This is a genomic window from Rhodanobacter sp. UC4443_H10 (assembly GCF_052978325.1).
The window spans coordinates 1-18,379 of sequence record NZ_CM129668.1; the positions used below are offsets into that span (position 1 = coordinate 1).

Below are 18,379 nucleotides of genomic sequence, written 5' to 3' on the forward strand. Positions count from 1 at the left end.
GTCATTCCGGGTGAAAACACGGTGGAATTGACGGCGGTATTAAGATGCACCAAGCGCTGCAACTTGTTGGTCTGAGGAGGCCGGAGCCATATCGTGTACGGGGACGAGCAGGTGGTGGGTTGCGGGGTTAGACTGCATTTCGAAATCTACATAGCGTTGGACGTCACCGGTTACATCTTGGGGGACTTGAATGGAGCCACACGGTATTGTCATACACTGGGATTCTGCCGACGAATATGTGCAGCTTGACGTTGCCGCACTCTTGGCGGGCGCGGAGATCACGGCAACATCAGAATGGTGGCCGAATGAGCGTCGAATGGTCACTTACAACACAACGTCTCAGGTGCGTAGGTCCGGCAATAGCGAAGTCGAAATAACGGTGTTCTACGATCATTCGAAGAACACCCATATCGGGTTTGACGATGCATGTTGGGGTAAGTCTGTCATTCGTTTCCGAGAGTCGGCGCCGAATGGCAGCGCAACTTGGTACGATAACGACGACAAAGATCGGAACGGCGAAGCCTCTTGGGAGCGCCTTGCTAGTGATTTGTTCAAAGAGGCGAAGCGTGAGTATTACTCACGGCTTCAACGTGAGCAGGATATCTTCCGCGCCGCGTTACTGGCATTTGATAGGTGCTGTGTCATATCTAAAGAGTCAATGAATGAGGCGCTGGAAGCTGCGCACATTATTCCGTCGAAGATGTGCGGCGCAGAGGTAGTGGGAAATGGAATACTTCTTCGCTCCGATATCCACAGGCTTTACGACAGCGGATGTTTCGTCATTGATCCATCAGGCACGGTTATTGTAGTTCGCGAAGTTTCAAAAAATTACAGCTCAATTCTTACCGGAGCACGCCTGCCTAGTAAAACAGTTCAACGAGTCAGCATTGCGCTGGCGCATCAGTGGAAGACAGCCGCCCAACAGATCGCTGCAGCCGACCGGCAACTCGCTACTCGGGCTGCCGGCGGTTGAGCTCAAGCGTTAGGTGGTAGAACAGACTCTTCTAGCGCGGGCGGAAGTAGCCACAGAGCAAATCTAGTCGAGGTCCTAAGGGGAGCACAGTGGCGGACATCGGTAGTGCGGCGGATTGGGCAGCTGTTGGTGTAACCACCATCGGTTTGGTCGTTAGTGTCGGTGTAGTTCTCTACCAGCTGGGAAAGCAACACAAAGGGTCGCTCAAACTACAACGATCCAATGCCCGAGAAGCACTGAGGCTGCGGGTCTATGAACTTCTCGGTGAAAAGGCTCGATCATTCTCAGACGCCGATTCTGAGGCGGGGGCGTATGCGAGGTCTATTATTCGCGACATTGAATCCGCAACTTGGGCGGCGCAGGTCGGGTTACCTCACGAGGCGTCGAGTCTGAGGGCCCAGCAGCTATCAAAGCTCCATTACGAAGCTTCTTCGGCGCTGACAGAACTCATCGTAACCATAGAAGACTGGGAGATCGCGTTCCCGGCGGCCGAACTTTTCCGAGTAGCGTTCTCTTCGGCAAATCGCGACATCGAAGATGCGTTTGCGCCTTTATTCCAAGAAGTCGTTCGCCTTCTCCCTGTTGAGATGCTCGATGGCACAACAATTTCCCAACCTCTACCTAGCAATGAGAAGCTTGCCGAGCTCAAGGCATTGGTAAATAGTTACGGAGATGCCCGAACTACCTTGCGGACCTACACCCATGATCTCACCGTGGAAGCACAGAACCTCCTACTCTCTAAGTTGTTCAGAAGGCGCGTCAAGATCCGTGAACCCATTGACCCCGCTTATAAAGTCGTCACGGCGGCCAATACGGAGGCACTTATGACGTACTTCAAGGCTGAAACAGCAGCAGGTAGGTCGTGGGAAGAAGCGAAACGCAGCGTGCGCGAGCGACTGCTGGCCGAAGGCAGAGCGCCCCGACAGTGAGAAGTGCGGGTAATAATCTCGGTTGACCCTGATTTCCACCGGACTGGCAATGGCGGCCAAACGCGACGCTGCCGCTCAATCGTGCCTTGGCGGCGAAGCAGGTCGCCGCTTCACCCCGGCGCCCAGCGCCGCGATCAGCAACACCGTCAGCACGATCTCCGCCACCGCCAACCAGCGTTCGCCGGCCGAACTCCATGCCTCGGACACGCCGTGGCAAAAGTAGAACAGGCTGAGGATGCCGACCCAGAGCAGGGCGCGGCGCACGTCGCGGATGGCGAGCAGGGGCAGCAGTAGCGGGATGACGGTGATCGCCAGCAGCAGGGTCAGCGGCATGCTCTGCGATGGCACCAGCCACGCATGCCAGACGAGCTGCAGCACGACGAGCAAGGCCCAGGCGGTCAGGCCCACGCGATAGACGGGAAGGATGGGCGCGTGCGTGGCGGAGGTCATGGCGTGTCCGCCAGGCGGCGGGCCACGTCGGCCAGGCGGCGGCCCAGCGCGCGGGCCAGCTCGCGCTCGTGTTCGCTGATCGGGTTGTCGCCCTTGGCGCCGGCGACGTGGCTGGCGCCGTAGGGGGTGCCGCCGCTCTGCGTGCTCGTCAGTGCCGGCTCGGTGTACGGCACGCCGACGATCAGCATGCCGTGATGCAGCAGCGGCAGCGCCATCGAGAGCAGGGTGGATTCCTGGCCGCCGTGCATGGTGCTGGTGGAGGTGAACAGCGCCGCCGGCTTGCCGGCCAGCGCGCCGCTGGCCCATTCGGCGCCGGTGGTGTCGAGGAAATATTTCAGCGGCGCGGCCATGTTGCCGAAGCGGGTGGGGCTGCCCATGGCGAGTGCGACGCAGTCGAGCAGATCCTGCTTGGTCACGTATGGCGCGCCGTCCTCCGGTTCCGGCGGCTGCGCGATGTCGGTCACCGGCGCCACCGGCGGCACCTGGCGCAGGCGCGCGCGCATGCCGGGTACCTCCTCGATACCACGCGCGATCAGGCGCGCCAGTTGGGCGGTGTGTCCGCTGCGGCTGTAATACAACACCAGGATTTCTCGGGCCATGCGGCGATTCCACGCGTTGAGGCGTTCACGGGCAATGGGCTAGTGTACCGGCCGATACCCCGAACACCGGAAGCGGCAGGCTGCCGCGACAACCCGAGGATAGCGATGGCCCGCCGCTTCGATCCCGATCGCATGCGCTATTTCCGCCGCTTCGTGTGGCAGCGCTTCATCGACGACAAGTGCTTCGAGACGGCCGGCGCGCTGTCCTACACCACGCTGGTGTCGCTGGTGCCGCTGACGGTGGCGGTGCTGGCGATGTTCGCGGTGTTCCCGGTGTTCGCGGGCGCGCGCGACACGCTGCTCAATTTCGTCTTCAACAATTTCGTGCCGACGGCCGGCGAAAAGGTGCAGGCGGCGCTGCAGAGTTTCGCCGACAACGCCAAAGGGCTCACCGGCGTCAGCATCCTGGTGATGCTGTTCAGCGCGCTGTCGATGATGATCAGCATCGAGGACCGGCTCAACCGGATCTGGCGCGTGCACCAGGCGCGTCGCTGGAGTTCGCGCCTGCTGCTGTACTGGGCCGCGCTGACGCTGGGGCCGATCCTGGTCGGCGGCGGCATCGCCACCACGTCGTACGTCACCGCGATGCCGTTCCTCAGCGTGGCGGCCGGCCAGATCCACTCGATCGGCGCCAGCCTGCTGGCGACGCTGCCGTTCCTGGTGACCTTCTGCACGTTGTGGCTGATGTACGCAGTGATCCCCAACACGCGGGTGTCGCGTCGCGACGCGGCGATCGGCGCGCTGCTGGGCGCGGTGCTGTTCGAGATCGCGCGCTGGGGCTTCGGCCAGTTCGTGGGGCACGCGCAGACCTACCAGCAGATCTACGGCGTGCTGGCGACGATCCCGATCTTCCTGCTGTGGATCTACCTGTCGTGGGTGATCGTGATCCTGGCCGCCTCGGTGGCGGCGTCGATCTCCGCCTACGAGTACGTGCCGCCCTCCGCAACCCTGCCGGCAGGGGCCGAGTTCCTGGGCCTGCTGGTGGTGCTGGGGGTGTTCGTCGACGCGCAGCGCAAGGGTGCGTGCGTGGACGTGGCCGAGGTGCGCCTGGGCGCGCCGAGCCTCAGCGCGGGTGCGGTCGCCGGCTATTTCGACGACCTGCAGGACGCCGATCTGATCCAGCGCGGGGAGGCGGGCGGCTGGCTGCTCTGTCGCAGCCTGGACAGCACCGACCTGCTGCGGCTGTATCGTTGCACTCATCATCGCCTGCCGCTGCAACCGCGCGAGGAAGCCACGGCGATGAACGTGGTGCTGCCGGCGGAACTGCTGCTTCTGCTCGACGAGGTGGCCGCCGCGTTGCACTCGAAGCTGGGCACCCGGCTCGACCAGATCTATCCCCCGGCCGCCGACCCGGCCGCCGACACCGAGGAACTCCCCGCATGATGCTGCTGAGCCGTTTCGCCGCCGTCGCCCTGGCGCTGGCTTTCGTCACTCCGTTGCAGGCCGCGATGCCGGAGCAGCCAACGCTCAAGGTCAGCACGCTCGATGGCAAGAGCTTCGACCTGGCCGCGCAGCGCGGGCACTGGGTCATCGTCAACTACTGGGCGACCTGGTGCGTGCCGTGCATCAAGGAAATGCCGGACATCTCGCACTTCGTCGCCGCGCACCAGAACGTGCGCGCGATCGGGCTGGCCTACGAGGACAGCGACACGGCCGACATCAAGGCGTTCCTGGCCAGGCACCCGGTGGTCTATCCGATCGCCCAGGTCACCGTGGACAAGCCGCTGAAGGATTTCGACGCGCCGCGCGGCCTGCCGATGACCTACCTGATCGACCCGCAGGGCAAGGTGGCGCAGCGGAAGCTGGGGCCGGTCACCGAGGCCCTGCTCAAGCAGTGGATCGGGGCGGACTGATGCCGACGGCGCGGTTTCTCGTGGACGGTCGCGTGCAGGGCGTGTTCTTTCGCGCCAGCACCCGCGAGCAGGCGCTGACGCTGGGCATTGCCGGTCACGCGAGGAACCTGGATGACGGTCGCGTCGAGGTGCTTGTCGGCGGGCGCGCCGAGGCGCTCGACGCGCTGGAGCAGTGGCTGTGGCAAGGCCCTCCCGCGGCCGAGGTGACCGCGGTCGATCGCGAGGATCTGCCCGAACGGGAGCTGCACGGTTTCCACACCGCCTAGCCTGCTCTGGGAGGGGCTCAGGCGCCGCCGAGGGCCTGCAACTGGTCGGCCTGGTGTTCGCGGGTCAGCGTGTCGATCAGTTCGCCCAGGTCGCCCTGCATGATCTCGGGCAGGCGGTAGAGGGTGAGGTTGATGCGGTGGTCGGTGATGCGGCCCTGCGGGTAGTTGTAGGTGCGGATGCGCTGGCTGCGGTCGCCGGAGCCCACCTGCAGGCGCCGTTCCTGCGCCTGCGCGGCGGCCTGCTTGCCTTGCGCCTCGTCGAGCAGGCGCGCCTTCAGCAGGCTCATCGCGCGCGCGCGGTTCTTGTGCTGACTGCGTTCGTCCTGGCACTCCACCACGGTGCCGGAGGGCAGGTGGGTGATGCGGATTGCCGAGTCGGTCTTGTTGACGTGCTGGCCGCCGGCGCCGGAGGCGCGGAAGGTGTCCACTTTCAGGTCGGCCGGGTTGATCTCGATCTCGTCGATCTCGTCCAGCTCCGGCAGGATCGCGACGGTCGCGGCCGAGGTATGGATGCGGCCCTGCGATTCGGTTTCCGGCACGCGCTGCACGCGGTGCGTGCCCGATTCGAACTTCAGTTGCGAGTACGCGCCCTTGCCCTCGATGCGCGCCACGATCTCCTTGTAGCCGCCGTGCTCGCCGGCGTGCTCGCTGAGCACCTCGACGTGCCAGCGGCGGCTCTCGGCGTAGCGCACGTACATGCGGAACAGGTCGCCGGCGAAAATCGCCGCCTCGTCGCCACCGGTGCCGGCGCGCACTTCCAGATAGAGATTGGCCTCGTCGCGCGGGTCCTTCGGCAGCAGCAACAGCTGCAGTTCGCCGTCGAGATCCTGCAGGCGGCGCTCCAGGCGGGCGACGTCGTCGACGGCCATCTCGCGCAATTCGGGATCGTCCAGCATCGCGCGCGATTCGGCCAGATCACGCTCGGCGCGCTCGTGCTCGCGCAGCGAACCGGCGATCGGTTCCAGCTGGGCGTACTCCTGCGACAGCTCGCGAAAGCGGCTGTTGTCGGCCAGCACCTCGGGCTGCGACAGCAGCAGGCCGATTTCCTGGTGGCGCTCGGCGAGTGCTTCGAGCTTGCGGCGGATCGAGGGGGTCATGGGGAGGGGCGAGAAGTGAGTGGAGAGGAGTGAGAAAAGAGAGGGCCGGAGCGATGCTTTCTCTCACTTCTCACTTCTCATCACTCGCTTCTGAATCAAGCCCGTACAGCCGCCCCGCGGCGTGCAGCAGGTCGAGATCGCCGCTCAGGGCGGCTTCGCGCAAGCGCGCGCTGGGATGGTGCAGCAGCTTGTTGGTCAGCGTGTTGGCGAGAAAGGCCAGTGCCTCGTCCGGCGACTTGCCGTGGGCGAGCATCGCGCGGGCCTTGCCCAGCACCTCGTCGCGGTAGACCTCGGCGTGCTGGCGCATGTCCAGGGCGGGGTTCTTCGTGGTCAACGCGCGGCGCCAGGCCATGTAGCGGTCGACTTGCAGGTCGATGATCGCATCCGCCTCGCGGGCGGCCGTTTCGCGCGAGCGGCGGTTGTCGTCGATCACCTGGCGCAGGTCGTCGATGCCGTAGAGATAGACGTCCGGCAGTTCGGCGACGGATTCCTCGATGTCGCGCGGCACCGCGATGTCCACCATGAACATCGGCTTGCGCCGGCGGCTCGCCATTGCCTGCCCGACCATCGTGCGGGTGACGATCGGCTGCCGCGCCGCAGTGGAGGAGATCACGATGTCCGCCTCGGCCAGGTGCTGCGGCAGGTCGGCCAGTGCCACCGCGTAGCCGCCGTAGCGGCCGGCCAGATCCTGCGCGGTTTCCAGCGTGCGGTTGGCCACGATCAGGCGGCGGGCGTGGCGTTCGGTCAGGTGGCGCGCGGCCAGCTCGATGGTGTCGCCGGCGCCGATCAGCAGTATGCAGGCCTGTTCCAGGTCGGTGAATACCTGCTCGGCCAGGCGCACCGCGGTGAATGCCACCGACACCGTATGCGCGCCGATGCGGGTGTCGGTGCGCACCCGCTTGGCCACCGCGAAGGTGTGCTGCAGCAGGCGATCCATGGGCGCCTTCAGCGCATGCGCCAGGCGCGCCTGCTGGTAGGCGTCCTTCACCTGACCCAGGATCTGCGGCTCGCCCAGCACCATCGAATCCAGCCCGGTGGCGACGCGGAACACGTGGCGTACCGCATCGCGTTCCTCATGCCGATAAAGGAACTCATCGAGTTTGCCGGGGGTCAGATGATGATGACGGTTCAACCACACCTGCGGGATGTCCTCGGCACCTTCGGCCACGCCCACGTACAGCTCGGTGCGGTTGCAGGTGGACAGGATCATCGCCTCCTCGATGCCCGGCTCGCTGGCCAGCTCGCGCAGCGCTGCGCTGGCGGCGTCCTCATCGAACGCCACCTGCTCGCGCAGGCTGACCGGCGCGGTGAGGTGATTGAGCCCGAGGGCGATCAGTGGCATGGGATGGCGGATATCTCGGCGGCAGGAGTTTGGCGGCGTAGGCTAAGCTTGGCGCGAGCGCCGATCATCGCGGATACGGCTGCAGCAGGTCGGTTGACGGAGAACAGTGTGCGGAGCGGGTCGAACAAGTTCAAGCAACTGCGGCATTTTACGGCACTGGCCGCAATGGCGCTCGCGCTGGGCGCCTGCACCACGGCGCCGCTGCGTCCGCAGGCCGCGCCGACGCCGCAGCCGCTGGCGCATCTGGTGGTGGCCACGCCGGATGCCGACCACGACTTGCTGGCGCAGTTGCTGGCCGGCGAAATGGCGTTGGGGAACACCGATCTGCCCGCCGCGTCGGCTCATTACGACAAGGCGATGGCCCTCAGCACCGATCCCGCCGTTGCCGAGCGGGCAGCGGAGCTGGCCATCGCCGTGCATCACGGCGAGGCGGCCGGCCGCGCGCTGGACCGCTGGCAGGCCTTGGGCGCCAAGCCCGCATCCATTGCCCGCGCGCGCGCCGAGCTGGCACTCGACCAGGGCAATGCGACCGAGGCGGAACAGCAGCTGGAACGCTTGGTCACCAGCGGCGACAAGGATGCCTGGCGCCAGTTCGGCCGCGTGCTGCTGGGCGCGCGCGACCAGGCGCAGGCGGCGCGCCTGCTGGAGGCGCTGGCCGTGCCGGCGCGATTGCCGGCCGACCCCAAGGCCTGGCTGGCGATGAGCGAACTGGGCGACAAGCTCGGCCGCCATGCCTATGCGCAGCAGATCGCCACGGCGGCGGTGCAGCGCTTCCACAACGCCGAGACCTACGCCTGGGCCGCGCAAATGAAAGCCAAGGACGGCGACCGTGCCGGCGCGCAGGAGCTGTTGCGCAAGGCGCTGGCACAGGCACCGTCCGATACGCGCCTGCGCCTGGCCTACGCCGGCCTGCTCAGCGCGTCGGGTGACGACGCGGCCGCCAGCCGGCTGCTCGCGCACGGCACGCAGGACGCCGACACCTACGCCATGCGCGCGGGGTTGGCCGCCCGCCACCAGGACGCGAAGGCCCTGGCCACGCTGTACCGCCAGTTGCAGCAGGCCCCGCCCGACGTGCGCGTGCAGAGCAGCTACCTGCTCGGTCAGCTGGCCGAGATGCAGCATCGCGAGGCCGAGGCGCTGGACTGGTACGAGCAGGTCGGCGACGACGATCCGCATGCGTTCGACGCCGCGATACGCAGTGCGCTGATCCTGCACACGCAGGGCAAGCGCGAACAGGCGCATCAGTTGCTCGCCCAGCTGGAAATCGACTACCTCGAACAGCCCGAGCAACTGAGTCAGGCCTTGCAGGCCGATGCCGAGCTGTACCTGCGCGAGCAGGACTACGCACAGGCGGAAACCGCGTTCGGCCGCGCCCTGCAGGTGATGCCCGACGATCCCGGCCTGCTCTACGGTCGCGGCCTGGCCTATGCCCAAGCCGGCCAGATCGACCTGGCGGTGAAGGATTTCCAGCACCTGCTGAAGATCAAGCCCGGCGACATCGATGCCAGCAACGCGCTGGGCTACACCCTGGCCGACGCCAATCGCGACCTGGCCGAGGCGAAGAAGCTGCTGCAGGTCGCGCGCGCGGCCAAGCCCGACGATCCGGCCATCGCCGATTCGTGGGGTTGGCTGCAATATCGCCTCGGCCATCTGGCGCAGGCCGAGCAAACCCTGCGCGGCGCCTGGCTGGCGCGCAAGGACGCCGATGTCGGCGTGCATCTGGGCGAAGTGCTGTGGAAGCAGGGCCGTCGCCACGATGCGCAGCAGGTGTTCGACGAGGTGCGCAAGCTCGACCCGCACAGCCTCGCCCTGCGCGATGCCCTGAAGCGCCTGCTGCCGGTCGGAGCGCATCCTTGAGCCGGATCACCGCGTACGGCGCGGCATTGCTGCTGCCGTTGCTGTTGGCCGCCTGCGCGCCGGCGGTACGCATGCCCGGCGACGCCGGCCTGCTTGCCGCCCAGCGCGCGCGCGAACACGCGCTGTCCGACGCCGGGCACTGGTCGCTGCAAGGCCGGCTGGGCGTGTCGGATGGCCACGAAGGCGGCAGCGGCAGCTTCAGCTGGAGCCAGGACGGCGCGCGTTACGAGTTCGTGCTGCGCGCGCCGGTGACCGGCAAGAGTTTCCGGCTCAGCGGCGATGCGCACGATGCCTTGCTCGAAGGGCTGGACGGCGGGCCGCTGCGCGGCAACGACGCCGAGGCGCTGATGCGCAAGGCACTGGGCTGGGAAGTGCCGCTGCGCGAGTTGCGCGCGTGGGTGCTGGGCCTGCGTGCCGCTGGCGGTCCGGCGGAAATCCGCTTCGGCGAGAACCGGCTGCCGTCGCTGCTGCGGCAGGACGGCTGGTCGGTGGAATACCGCAGCTGGGACGAAACCCGCGATCCGCCGTTGCCGACCAAGGTCTACGCCGCGCGACCGCCGTACAAGGTGCGGCTGTCGATCGAATCCTGGCAGTTTCGGTAAGCGCCGTCGGTTGGGTTAGGCTTTGCGCCCTGCCGACGGTGCGCCGCTGCCATCCATGAACGTCCACATCGACCGTGCCCAGCCGGGCCATGTCGCCGCCCTGTGTGCGATCGAGCGCAAGGCCGTGCAGCTGTTTCGCGGCCATCCGGCGTGGCCGGCGTACGCGGCGGTGTCGATGCCGGTCGAACTGCTGCGGCAGGCTGTCGAGCGCGGCCTGGTCTGGGTGGCGCCGGATGAAGCGGGCGATCCGCTCGGCTTCATCTGGCTGGACGAGGAGCCGGGCGACGGTGCGATCGGCGTCGCCGAGATCGACGTGCTGCCCGGGCATGGTCGCCGCGGCATCGGCGCGGCCCTGCTCGAACACGCCTGCAACTGGGCGCGCGAGGCGGGCTATCGGCGGGTGGATCTGGGCACCCTTGCCGACGTGCCGTGGAACGCGCCGTTCTACGCACGGCATGGTTTCGCGGTGGTCGACAAGAACGCCCCGGCGTTCGCCAACGCCCGCCAACGCGATCGCGAGCACGGTTTTCCCGACGACCTGCGCGTCTTCATGAGCCGCCCGCTGGCCACGCCGGCGCGCGGTGAATGGACCGCATGGCCCGCGCCGGCCAAGCTGAACCTGTTCCTGCGCATCACCGGTCGCCGTGCCGACGGCTACCACGAGCTGCAGACCGTGTTCCGCCTGCTGGACTGGGGTGACGAAGTGCGCCTGCGGGTGCGCGACGATGGCGAAGTGAAGCGCCTGCACGGCGCGCTGGGGGTGGCCGAGTCGGACGACCTGGTCGTGCGCGCGGCCCGCTTGCTGCAGCAGCATGCCGGTTGTGCGCTGGGCGCGGATCTCGCCGTCGACAAGCGCATCCCGATGGGCGGCGGCCTCGGCGGCGGCAGTTCCGACGCGGCCACCGTGCTGGTGGCGCTCAATCACCTGTGGCGGCTGGATCTGGACGAGGACAGCCTGGCCGCGCTGGGCGGCCAGCTCGGCGCCGACGTGCCGGTATTCGTGCGCGGACGTTCGGCCTGGGCCGAGGGCGTCGGCGAGCGGCTCAGCCCGATCCATCTGCCGCGAAGGCATTACGTGGTGCTCGACCCGCGCGAGCAGGTGCCTACTGCAGCGCTCTTTCAAGCGCCTGAATTGACACGAAATGCGCCGCGGGCGACAATTTCGTCCTTTGTTTCCGGCGCAACGGTCGAGAACGCCTTCGAGCCGGTCGTGCGGGCGCGTTACCCGCGGGTCGCGGCAGCGCTGGCGTGGCTGGGCGGTTTCGGCACGGCGAGGCTTTCGGGTACCGGCGGCTGCATGTTCCTGGAGCTGCGCTCGCTCGCGCGTGCCCACGCCATCGCAGAACGTTGTCCGGCGACATTCAGGGTACACGTGGCGAGCGGGATGGATGTCTCGCCGCTGCATCAGGCGCTGGCGCGGCAACGCGCAAGTTGACGGATTTCAGGCAAAGGCACGACCGAATACACCAAGACACTGGGGCGTCGCCAAGCTGGTTAAGGCACGGGATTTTGATTCCCGCATTCGCAGGTTCGAATCCTGCCGCCCCAGCCACTTCATTGTTGGCTGAGTTTTCGAGGTAGCACCGTGGACACGTCCACCCCGATGATGCTGTTCACCGGCAATGCGCATCGCGCATTGGCCGAGGATGTCGCCCACCGCCTGGGCGTGCCGCTGGGCAAGGCCCTGGTCGGCACCTTCAGCGACGGCGAGGTGCAGATCGAGATCGAGGAGAACGTGCGCCGGCAGGAAGTGTTCGTGATCCAGCCAACCGGTGCGCCCAGCGCGGTGAACCTGTTCGAGCTGCTGGCGCTCACCGACGCGCTCAAGCGCGCCTCGGCGGCCAGCGTCACGGCGGTGATCCCGTACTTCGGCTACGCCCGGCAGGATCGCCGGCCGCGCTCGGCGCGGGTGCCGATCACCGCCAAGCTGGCCGCCCGCATGATCGGCGCCGCGGGCGTGGACCGGGTGCTGACGGTGGACCTGCATGCCGACCAGATCCAGGGCTTCTTCGACATCCCGGTCGACAACGTGTACGCCTCACCGGTGCTGCTGGCCGACATCTGGCGCAAGTACAGCATGGAAGACCTGATCGTGGTCAGCCCGGACGTGGGCGGCGTGGTGCGTGCCCGGGCGATCGCCAAGCGGCTGGACGACGCCGACCTGGCGATCATCGACAAGCGCCGTCCGCGCGCCAACGTCTCCACCGTGATGAACATCATCGGCGACGTCGAAGGCAAGACCTGCGTCATGGTCGACGACATCGTCGATACTGCCGGCACCTTGTGCGCGGCCGCTGCAGCTCTCAAGGAGCGCGGCGCCCGCAAGGTGGTCGCCTACTGCGTGCATCCGGTGCTGTCCGGCGCGGCGATCAGCAACATCGAAGGCTCCCAGCTCGACCGGCTGGTGGTCACCAACACCTTGCCGTTGCGCCCCGAAGTCCAGGCCTGCAGCAAGATCCGCCAGCTCTCCGTCGCCGAACTGCTGGCTGAAACCATTCGCCGCATCGCCTTCGGCGAGTCGGTGAGTTCGCTGTACGTGGATTGAATCCGGGAATAGGGAGTAGGGAATAGGGAATCGAAGAGCCGCACCCACGCTTTTCCTATTCCCTATTCTCCATTCCCTATTCCCCTCCAAGGGCTCTCCTGGTCGCGGGAGAGTCACCCATCCGTCGCAAGGCGGAAAACGCAACCCAAGGTAATAAAACAATGACCCAGACTCATGAAATCAAGGCGCAGAGCCGCAAGGACGAGGGGAAAGGTGCGAGCCGCCGCCTGCGTCGCGCGAGCTTCGTGCCGGCCGTCGTCTACGGTGGCAGCCAGCCGCCGGAAAGCATCCAGATCGAGCACAACACCATCCTGCTCGCCGCCAAGAACGAATGGTTCTTCTCCTCGATCCTCGACCTGAACGTCGACGGCAGGGTGCAGAAGGTGCTGGTGCGCGACTGGCAGAAGCATCCGTTCAAGCAGCTGATGATGCACATGGATTTCCAGCGCATCGACGAGAACGCGAGGCTGCGCGCCAACGTGCCGCTGCATTTCCTGAACAAGGAACTGTCGCCGGCCGGCAAGATGTCCGGCGTGGTGATCTCGCACAACCTGACCGAAGTGGAAGTCAGCTGCCTGCCGAAGGATCTGCCGGCGTTCATCGAGCTGGATCTGGGCGCGCTGCAGGCCGGCGACATCATTCACCTGTCGCAGCTGAAGCTGCCGGCGAACGTGGAACTGCCGGCTTTGCTGCTGGGTGAAGCCCACGACGTCGCCGTGGTGACCGTGAACGCGGTCAAGGAAAGCGCCGCGGATGTCGCGGAAGACGCTGCCGAAGCCGAGGCCGAAGCGACCAAGGCCGCGGCTGCCAAGCCGGGTGCGAAGTCCGACGCCAAGCCGGCTGCCGACAAGAAGTAAGTCGTGCGGCCCCGCGCCAGACCGGCGCGGGGCCATGCATGGCTGGCTGCGCAATGGCTGGATTGAAACTCATCGTCGGGCTGGGCAATCCCGGCGCCGAATACCTCAGAACCCGGCACAATGCCGGGTTCTGGCTGGTGGACGCCCTCGCCGGCGGCCAGGGCGAGCGGTTCGCCTTCGACGGCAAGCTGCATGGCGAGAGCTGCCGCGTGCGCCTTGGCGGCGAACCGGTCTGGCTGCTCAAGCCCGCCACCTTCATGAACAAGAGCGGCATCGCCGTGGTTTCGGCGCTGCGCTATTACAAGATCGAACCCGAACAATGTCTGGTCGCGCATGACGACCTGGACCTGCCGCCCGGCACCGTGCGCCTGAAGTTCGACGGCGGCCACGGTGGGCAGAACGGCCTGCGCGACATCATGGGCCACCTCGGCCACGGCAAGTTCCATCGCTTGCGCGTGGGCATCGGCCACCCCGGCCACAAGGATCAGGTCACGCCGTGGGTGCTGGGCCGGCCTTCCGCCACGGACGAAACCGCCATCCTGGACGGCGTCGCGCGCGCCCTGGACGTGCTGCCGCTGGCGGTGGACGGGCAGTTCGACAAGGCGATGCAGCAGTTGCACACGACGAGGGAATAGGGAATGGGGAATAGGGAGTCGCAAGAGCATCCCGACCCCCGCTTTTCCTATTCCCTATTCCCTATTCCCTATTCCCGGAATCAAATCCATGGGCATCAAATGCGGCATCGTCGGACTGCCCAACGTCGGCAAGTCCACCCTGTTCAACGCGCTGACCAAGGCCGGCATCGCGGCGGCCAATTTTCCGTTCTGCACGATCGAGCCGAACGTGGGCGTGGTGCCGGTGCCGGACCCGCGGCTGAATGCGTTGGCGGCGATCGTCAACCCGCAGAAGGTGGTGCCGACCGCGGTGGAGTTCGTCGACATCGCCGGCCTGGTCGCCGGCGCGTCGAAGGGCGAGGGCCTGGGCAACAAGTTCCTGGCCCACATCCGCGAGGTCGACGCGATCGCCCACGTGGTGCGCTGCTTCGAGGGCGACGTGATCCACGTCGCCGGCAAGGTCGATCCGATCGCCGACATCGAGACCATCGACACCGAGCTGGCGCTGGCCGACCTGGAGTCGGTGGACAAGGCGCTGAACCGCGCCGAGCGCGCGGCCAAGGCGAACGACAAGGATGCGTTGGCGAAGAAGCCGGTGCTGCAGAAGCTGGCCGCCGGGCTCAACGAAGGCAAGTCCGCGCGCAGCCTCGGCCTGGACGAGGAAGAGAAGGCGCTGGTGCGTGACCTGTTCCTGCTCACCCTGAAGCCGCTGATGTACATCGCCAACGTCGCCGACGACGGCTTCGAGAACAACCCGTTGCTGGATGCCGTGCGCGAGCGCGCCGTCGCCGAGGGTGCCGAGGTGGTGCCGGTGTGTGCGGCCATCGAGGAGGAACTGGCGCAACTCGACGAAGCCGACCGCGACGAGTTCCTGAAGGACATGGGCCTGGACGAGCCGGGCCTGAACCGGGTGATCCGCGCCGGCTACAAGCTGCTCGACCTGCAGACCTATTTCACCGCCGGCGTGAAGGAAGTGCGCGCGTGGCAGGTGAAGCGCGGCGCCACCGGGCCACAGGCTGCAGGCGTGATCCACAGCGATTTCGAGAAAGGCTTCATCCGCGCCGAAACCGTCTCCTACGACGACTTCATCCAGTACAAGGGCGAAGCCGGCGCCGCCGCCGCCGGGCGTCTGCGCAAGGAAGGCAAGGACTACATCGTCAAGGACGGCGACGTGCTGCACTTCCTGTTCAACGTCTGACGACCAGCGGGCTATGCCCGCCGCAAGATCGTGGGAGCGCACTTGTGCGCGATGCTCTTCGTCACGCTGCGGAAAGCATCGCGCACAAGTGCGCTCCTGCGGGAAGGTTGGCTGCTAAAGCGCGCTGCCGCCGAACTTGTAGGTGAACTGCACGTAGTAGCTGCGGCCGGCCGCGTCGAACCACGAGATGTCGTAGTACGGGTATGACGTGTAGCTGGGGTCGCGTGGCGGCATCTTGTCGAACAGGTTGTCCACCGCCAGCGACAGCTGCGCGTGGTCGCTGAACTTGTATTGCAGCGTGGCGTTGTAGCGGTAGGTGGCGTGTACCCAGGCCGGTTCGCCCGCGCCGGTGTCGACGATCTGGTCGTACGAATCCGAGTTCGGCAGCCGTCCGAGGCGCGTGCCGAACAGGGTGGCCGACCAGGCCTTGCGCTCCCATGACACGCTGGCGCTGGTCTTCTCGCGCGGGATGTCGAAGCCGCTGTTGACTGCCAGCTCGTCCAGGGTGGGGTCGCCGGGATATTGCTGGAACAGGTGATTGCGCGTCCAGGTATGGCTGCCCGCGAGGCGGAATGTGCCGATCGCGGTTTCCAGCTTGTAGTGGGCGCTGGCGTCGATGCCGCTGGTGCGCTCGTTGGCCACGTTGATCGGGTTGACGTAGATGCCGTACAGGCCGCCCGGATCGACCGCGCTGTCGGTCGGATAGCGGTTCACGCGCGAGATCGCGTCGAGGCAGCTGGGCGAATTCGCGTCCACCGGATTGCCGCCGACGTCGGTGCCGATGCGGCAGTTCGCCTCCAGCTGCAGGATGCGGTCGGTGCTGAGGTCCTGCACCTGGTTCTTCATGCGGATGTTGAAATAGTCCACCGACAGATCCAGATTCGGCGTCGGCGACCACACGAAGCCGCCGGTCCACGAGGTGCTGGTTTCGGAGTTCAGGTCGCGGTTGCCCTGGCGCGTGCGGATCAGGCCTTCGTCGGCGTAATCGCAATCGGTGATGTCGACATCCGGCTCCTCGGTGCGGCAGCGGTAGTAGTCGTTGCCGGAGGTTTCGTCGTTGCCGATGCCGGCGTAGACGTAGTGCAGGTCCGGCGCACGGAACGCGGTGCCGTAGGAGCCGCGCAGCAGCAGGCTGTCGAGCGGGCGCCATTCCAGCCCGGTGCTGTAGGTCAGCTTGCCGGTCTTGTGGCCGGAGAAGCGGTACTGGTCGTAGCGGCCGGCCAGGCTGAGGTTGAGCGATTCCAGCAGCGGCAGGCGCAGCTCGCCGGCGGTGGCCCAGCGGTTGCGGCTGCCGTGGCCGTCGGAATCCTTCCAGCTGTAGTAGTAGTACTGGGTGGCCAGCGGGTCGGGGTTGAGGTCGTAGGCCTGGTTGCCGAACTCGACCACGCCGGCGAAACCCGCCGGCCCGGCGGGCAGGTTGAACAAGGCGGTGTTGGTCAGGGTGAACGCCAGCGTGTCGCTGCGCGATTCGGGGTGGTAGTTGGTGCGCGCGGTGATCGCGTCGTACTCGGCGCGGGTCAGCGGCGTGTACAGGCGGACGGGATCGGCGTCGAAGATCGGCAGGCCGCTGTCCGGGTCCACGCCCAGTTGCGGGCCGAGGTAGAGATCGTTGGCCTTCGCGGCGACGGTCTGCGGCCAGCTGATCAGCGCCTTGTACTGCGAGTGGCTGAGCGAGGCCTCGTAATCCCAGGCCTGGCCGAACGTGCCCTTGAAGCCGGTGGTGAGGCTGAAGGTCTTCTGCGTGTTCTCGATCATGCCGCGGCCGAGGCCGCCCATTTCCTCGGGCGTGAACTGGCGATACCAGTTCTCGATGCCGCCGCTGTGCGCGTTGTAGAAGTAGCCGTCCTCGTTGCCGTCGGGCGCCTGGTAGTTCCATTGCTCGACGTCGCGGAACAGCTCGACCTTGCTCCAGCCCAGCTGCATGTCGCCGAACCAGCTCAGGTTGTCGTTGATCTTGAAGTTGGCCGAGGTGTAGGTGTTGATGCCGCGGCGCTGGCTGAGGATGGTGCCGTAGCCGATCGACTCGGCGCTGCCACAGAAATTGCCGTAGCGCGGCCGGTTCGCATACACCGTGGTGCCGCCGTTGAGGTACGACAGCGCGTCGCAGGTGGCCTGGCCGGGGTCGATGTAGTCGTCGTTCCAGTCGCCGTTGAGGAAGGTACGGCGCGGCACCTGCGAGCGCGCGGTGGGCGCGTCGGCGGTGGAGTCCTGGATCTTGCGGTCGTAGGCCCACAGCGGCTTCTGGTCGATCAGCTCGGCGCCGAACACCAGGTTGAAGTCACCCTGCGAGAAGCCGGTGGAGAAGTTCAGCTTGGTCGACGCGCCGCCGCCGCGGGTGGTGTCGCCGTAGCGCAGGTCGATGGTGGTGCCGTCGGCGTGGTCCTTCAGGATGAAGTTCACCACGCCGGAGATCGCATCCGAACCGTACACCGCCGAGGCGCTGCCGGTGAGCACCTCGATGCGGTCGATCATGCCGATCGGGATGTTGGAGATGTCGGTGAAGTTGCTGCGGCCCTTGAACGGCAGCGGAAAGTCGGCGATGCGCCGGCCGTTGACCAGTACCAGGGTGTGGTTGGGGCCGAGCCCGCGCAAGTCGACTTCCTCGGCGCCCGGCGAAAAGTCGGCGCCGCTGGAGGATTGCTGGCTCTGCGTCTCGCCGCTGTTCTGGGTGATCGCGCGCATCACGTCGGGCACGCTGGCGAAGCCGGCGGCCTTGATCTCCTGCGCGGTGACCACGGTGACCGGCGCCGGGCCCTCGACCTGCACCCGCGGGATGCGCGAGCCGGTGACCTGCACTTCGTCCAGCCGTGTGGCCTGTTCCGGGTCCGGTTCGGCGGAGCCGCTGCCGGCAGGCGCGGGTGCGGTTGGCGGCGCGGTTCGGCGGGCCGCCTTGACGATCACTACCGCGCCGGACTCGTCGTGCTGCGTGGTGAAGCCGCTGCCGGCCAGCAACCGCCGCAGCGCCTCGTCCGTCGACAGCGTGCCGCGCACGCCGGCGGTGCGCAGTCCGCGCAGCTGGTCGGCCTGGTAGATGAACTGCGCGCCGGACTGGCGGGCCAGCGTATCCAGCGCGGTGACCAGGTCACCGGCCGGGATGTCGACCGGCCGCGTCGCCGGGGCCTGTGCGGCGGCGAGGGCCGGTGCCGAGCAAGCAAGGATCAACAGCGCGCCGCGTAGCGAACGAGTCATGTGCAGTT

Annotated in this window: 17 protein-coding genes and 1 tRNA gene; 13 read left to right on the top strand and 5 right to left on the bottom strand. The window is 66.6% G+C overall.

Annotation, left to right across the window (positions count from 1 at the left end):
• The first annotated feature begins 190 nt into the window (after positions 1-190).
• Positions 191-973, top strand: a complete 783-nt coding sequence (locus ACVCMB_RS00005; protein WP_447105812.1) for an HNH endonuclease — start codon at positions 191-193, stop codon at positions 971-973.
• 89 nt (positions 974-1,062) lie between these two features.
• On the top strand, positions 1,063-1,902 hold the full coding sequence (locus ACVCMB_RS00010; RefSeq protein ID WP_447105813.1) for a hypothetical protein: 840 nt from the start codon (positions 1,063-1,065) through the stop codon (positions 1,900-1,902).
• A gap of 75 nt (positions 1,903-1,977) precedes the next feature.
• Here the strand turns inward: ACVCMB_RS00010 and ACVCMB_RS00015 are convergent, their stop codons facing one another.
• Both ACVCMB_RS00015 and wrbA read right to left on the bottom strand, forming a co-directional pair.
• Positions 1,978-2,352, bottom strand: a complete 375-nt coding sequence (locus ACVCMB_RS00015) for a DUF2069 domain-containing protein (protein ID WP_447105814.1) — start codon at positions 2,350-2,352, stop codon at positions 1,978-1,980.
• Positions 2,349-2,951, bottom strand: a complete 603-nt coding sequence (gene wrbA / locus ACVCMB_RS00020; protein ID WP_395117223.1) for an NAD(P)H:quinone oxidoreductase — start codon at positions 2,949-2,951, stop codon at positions 2,349-2,351. Before wrbA ends, ACVCMB_RS00015 begins: the two co-directional genes overlap by 4 nt.
• Before the next feature lie 105 nt (positions 2,952-3,056).
• Here wrbA and ACVCMB_RS00025 point away from each other — a divergent pair, with 105 nt between their 5' ends.
• From ACVCMB_RS00025 to ACVCMB_RS00035, 3 genes are read left to right on the top strand one after another with little or no spacing between them, the layout of a single operon-like run.
• Positions 3,057-4,334 (top strand): YihY family inner membrane protein, encoded by a 1,278-nt coding sequence (locus ACVCMB_RS00025; RefSeq protein WP_447100701.1) that lies wholly within the window; start codon positions 3,057-3,059, stop codon positions 4,332-4,334.
• Positions 4,331-4,804, top strand: a complete 474-nt coding sequence (locus ACVCMB_RS00030) for a TlpA family protein disulfide reductase (protein ID WP_395117225.1) — start codon at positions 4,331-4,333, stop codon at positions 4,802-4,804. Before ACVCMB_RS00025 ends, ACVCMB_RS00030 begins: the two co-directional genes overlap by 4 nt.
• Positions 4,804-5,070, top strand: a complete 267-nt coding sequence (locus tag ACVCMB_RS00035) for an acylphosphatase (protein WP_395117226.1) — start codon at positions 4,804-4,806, stop codon at positions 5,068-5,070. Before ACVCMB_RS00030 ends, ACVCMB_RS00035 begins: the two co-directional genes overlap by 1 nt.
• A 17-nt stretch (positions 5,071-5,087) precedes the next feature.
• Here the strand turns inward: ACVCMB_RS00035 and prfA are convergent, their stop codons facing one another.
• Together prfA and hemA are read right to left on the bottom strand one after the other, a co-directional pair.
• On the bottom strand, positions 5,088-6,167 hold the full coding sequence (gene prfA / locus ACVCMB_RS00040; RefSeq protein WP_395117227.1) for a peptide chain release factor 1: 1,080 nt from the start codon (positions 6,165-6,167) through the stop codon (positions 5,088-5,090).
• Positions 6,168-6,237: 70 nt separating this feature from the next.
• Positions 6,238-7,509: a glutamyl-tRNA reductase gene (hemA, locus tag ACVCMB_RS00045; RefSeq protein ID WP_447105815.1), complete on the bottom strand. Its 1,272-nt coding sequence runs from the start codon at positions 7,507-7,509 to the stop codon at positions 6,238-6,240.
• Between the two features lie 165 nt (positions 7,510-7,674).
• On the opposite strand from hemA, the gene ACVCMB_RS00050 reads away from it, so the two are divergent.
• The 8 genes from ACVCMB_RS00050 to ychF all read left to right on the top strand — a co-directional run bounded on the left by ACVCMB_RS00050 (position 7,675) and on the right by ychF (position 15,182).
• Entirely contained in the window at positions 7,675-9,366 is a 1,692-nt protein-coding gene (locus ACVCMB_RS00050; protein ID WP_447100699.1) for a tetratricopeptide repeat protein, read from the top strand.
• The gene (gene lolB, locus ACVCMB_RS00055) at positions 9,363-9,968 is read left to right on the top strand and encodes a lipoprotein insertase outer membrane protein LolB (protein ID WP_447100698.1); all 606 of its coding nucleotides are present in this window, start codon (positions 9,363-9,365) and stop codon (positions 9,966-9,968) included. Before ACVCMB_RS00050 ends, lolB begins: the two co-directional genes overlap by 4 nt.
• Before the next feature lie 55 nt (positions 9,969-10,023).
• Positions 10,024-11,403, top strand: coding sequence for a 4-(cytidine 5'-diphospho)-2-C-methyl-D-erythritol kinase (gene ispE, locus ACVCMB_RS00060; protein ID WP_447105816.1), 1,380 nt, complete (start codon positions 10,024-10,026; stop codon positions 11,401-11,403).
• Between the two features lie 40 nt (positions 11,404-11,443).
• A tRNA-Gln gene (locus tag ACVCMB_RS00065) sits at positions 11,444-11,520 on the top strand.
• A 51-nt stretch (positions 11,521-11,571) separates the two neighbouring features.
• On the top strand, positions 11,572-12,513 hold the full coding sequence (locus ACVCMB_RS00070; RefSeq protein WP_395121353.1) for a ribose-phosphate diphosphokinase: 942 nt from the start codon (positions 11,572-11,574) through the stop codon (positions 12,511-12,513).
• Positions 12,514-12,674: 161 nt separating this feature from the next.
• Entirely contained in the window at positions 12,675-13,370 is a 696-nt protein-coding gene (locus ACVCMB_RS00075; RefSeq protein WP_447099339.1) for a 50S ribosomal protein L25/general stress protein Ctc, read from the top strand.
• A 53-nt stretch (positions 13,371-13,423) separates the two neighbouring features.
• Positions 13,424-14,005, top strand: coding sequence for an aminoacyl-tRNA hydrolase (pth, locus tag ACVCMB_RS00080; protein ID WP_447099338.1), 582 nt, complete (start codon positions 13,424-13,426; stop codon positions 14,003-14,005).
• A gap of 88 nt (positions 14,006-14,093) precedes the next feature.
• On the top strand, positions 14,094-15,182 hold the full coding sequence (gene ychF, locus ACVCMB_RS00085) for a redox-regulated ATPase YchF (RefSeq protein WP_395117239.1): 1,089 nt from the start codon (positions 14,094-14,096) through the stop codon (positions 15,180-15,182).
• Positions 15,183-15,296: 114 nt separating this feature from the next.
• Here the strand turns inward: ychF and ACVCMB_RS00090 are convergent, their stop codons facing one another.
• Positions 15,297-18,371 (bottom strand): TonB-dependent receptor, encoded by a 3,075-nt coding sequence (locus tag ACVCMB_RS00090; RefSeq protein WP_447105817.1) that lies wholly within the window; start codon positions 18,369-18,371, stop codon positions 15,297-15,299.
• Positions 18,372-18,379 lie beyond the last annotated feature (8 nt).

Bases quoted from the DNA above. Each gene is read 5' to 3' on its own strand.
- ACVCMB_RS00050 (WP_447100699.1), top strand. From the start codon at position 7,675: ATGGCGCTCGCGCTGGGCGCCTGCACCACGGCGCCGCTGCGTCCGCAG.
- hemA (WP_447105815.1), bottom strand. From the start codon at position 7,509: ATGCCACTGATCGCCCTCGGGCTCAATCACCTCACCGCGCCGGTCAGC.
- prfA (WP_395117227.1), bottom strand. From the start codon at position 6,167: ATGACCCCCTCGATCCGCCGCAAGCTCGAAGCACTCGCCGAGCGCCAC.
- ACVCMB_RS00015 (WP_447105814.1), bottom strand. From the start codon at position 2,352: ATGACCTCCGCCACGCACGCGCCCATCCTTCCCGTCTATCGCGTGGGC.
- pth (WP_447099338.1), top strand. From the start codon at position 13,424: ATGGCTGGATTGAAACTCATCGTCGGGCTGGGCAATCCCGGCGCCGAA.
- ACVCMB_RS00075 (WP_447099339.1), top strand. From the start codon at position 12,675: ATGACCCAGACTCATGAAATCAAGGCGCAGAGCCGCAAGGACGAGGGG.
- ychF (WP_395117239.1), top strand. From the start codon at position 14,094: ATGGGCATCAAATGCGGCATCGTCGGACTGCCCAACGTCGGCAAGTCC.
- ispE (WP_447105816.1), top strand. From the start codon at position 10,024: ATGAACGTCCACATCGACCGTGCCCAGCCGGGCCATGTCGCCGCCCTG.
- ACVCMB_RS00090 (WP_447105817.1), bottom strand. From the start codon at position 18,371: ATGACTCGTTCGCTACGCGGCGCGCTGTTGATCCTTGCTTGCTCGGCA.
- ACVCMB_RS00025 (WP_447100701.1), top strand. From the start codon at position 3,057: ATGGCCCGCCGCTTCGATCCCGATCGCATGCGCTATTTCCGCCGCTTC.
- ACVCMB_RS00035 (WP_395117226.1), top strand. From the start codon at position 4,804: ATGCCGACGGCGCGGTTTCTCGTGGACGGTCGCGTGCAGGGCGTGTTC.
- wrbA (WP_395117223.1), bottom strand. From the start codon at position 2,951: ATGGCCCGAGAAATCCTGGTGTTGTATTACAGCCGCAGCGGACACACC.
- ACVCMB_RS00005 (WP_447105812.1), top strand. From the start codon at position 191: ATGGAGCCACACGGTATTGTCATACACTGGGATTCTGCCGACGAATAT.
- ACVCMB_RS00030 (WP_395117225.1), top strand. From the start codon at position 4,331: ATGATGCTGCTGAGCCGTTTCGCCGCCGTCGCCCTGGCGCTGGCTTTC.
- ACVCMB_RS00070 (WP_395121353.1), top strand. From the start codon at position 11,572: ATGATGCTGTTCACCGGCAATGCGCATCGCGCATTGGCCGAGGATGTC.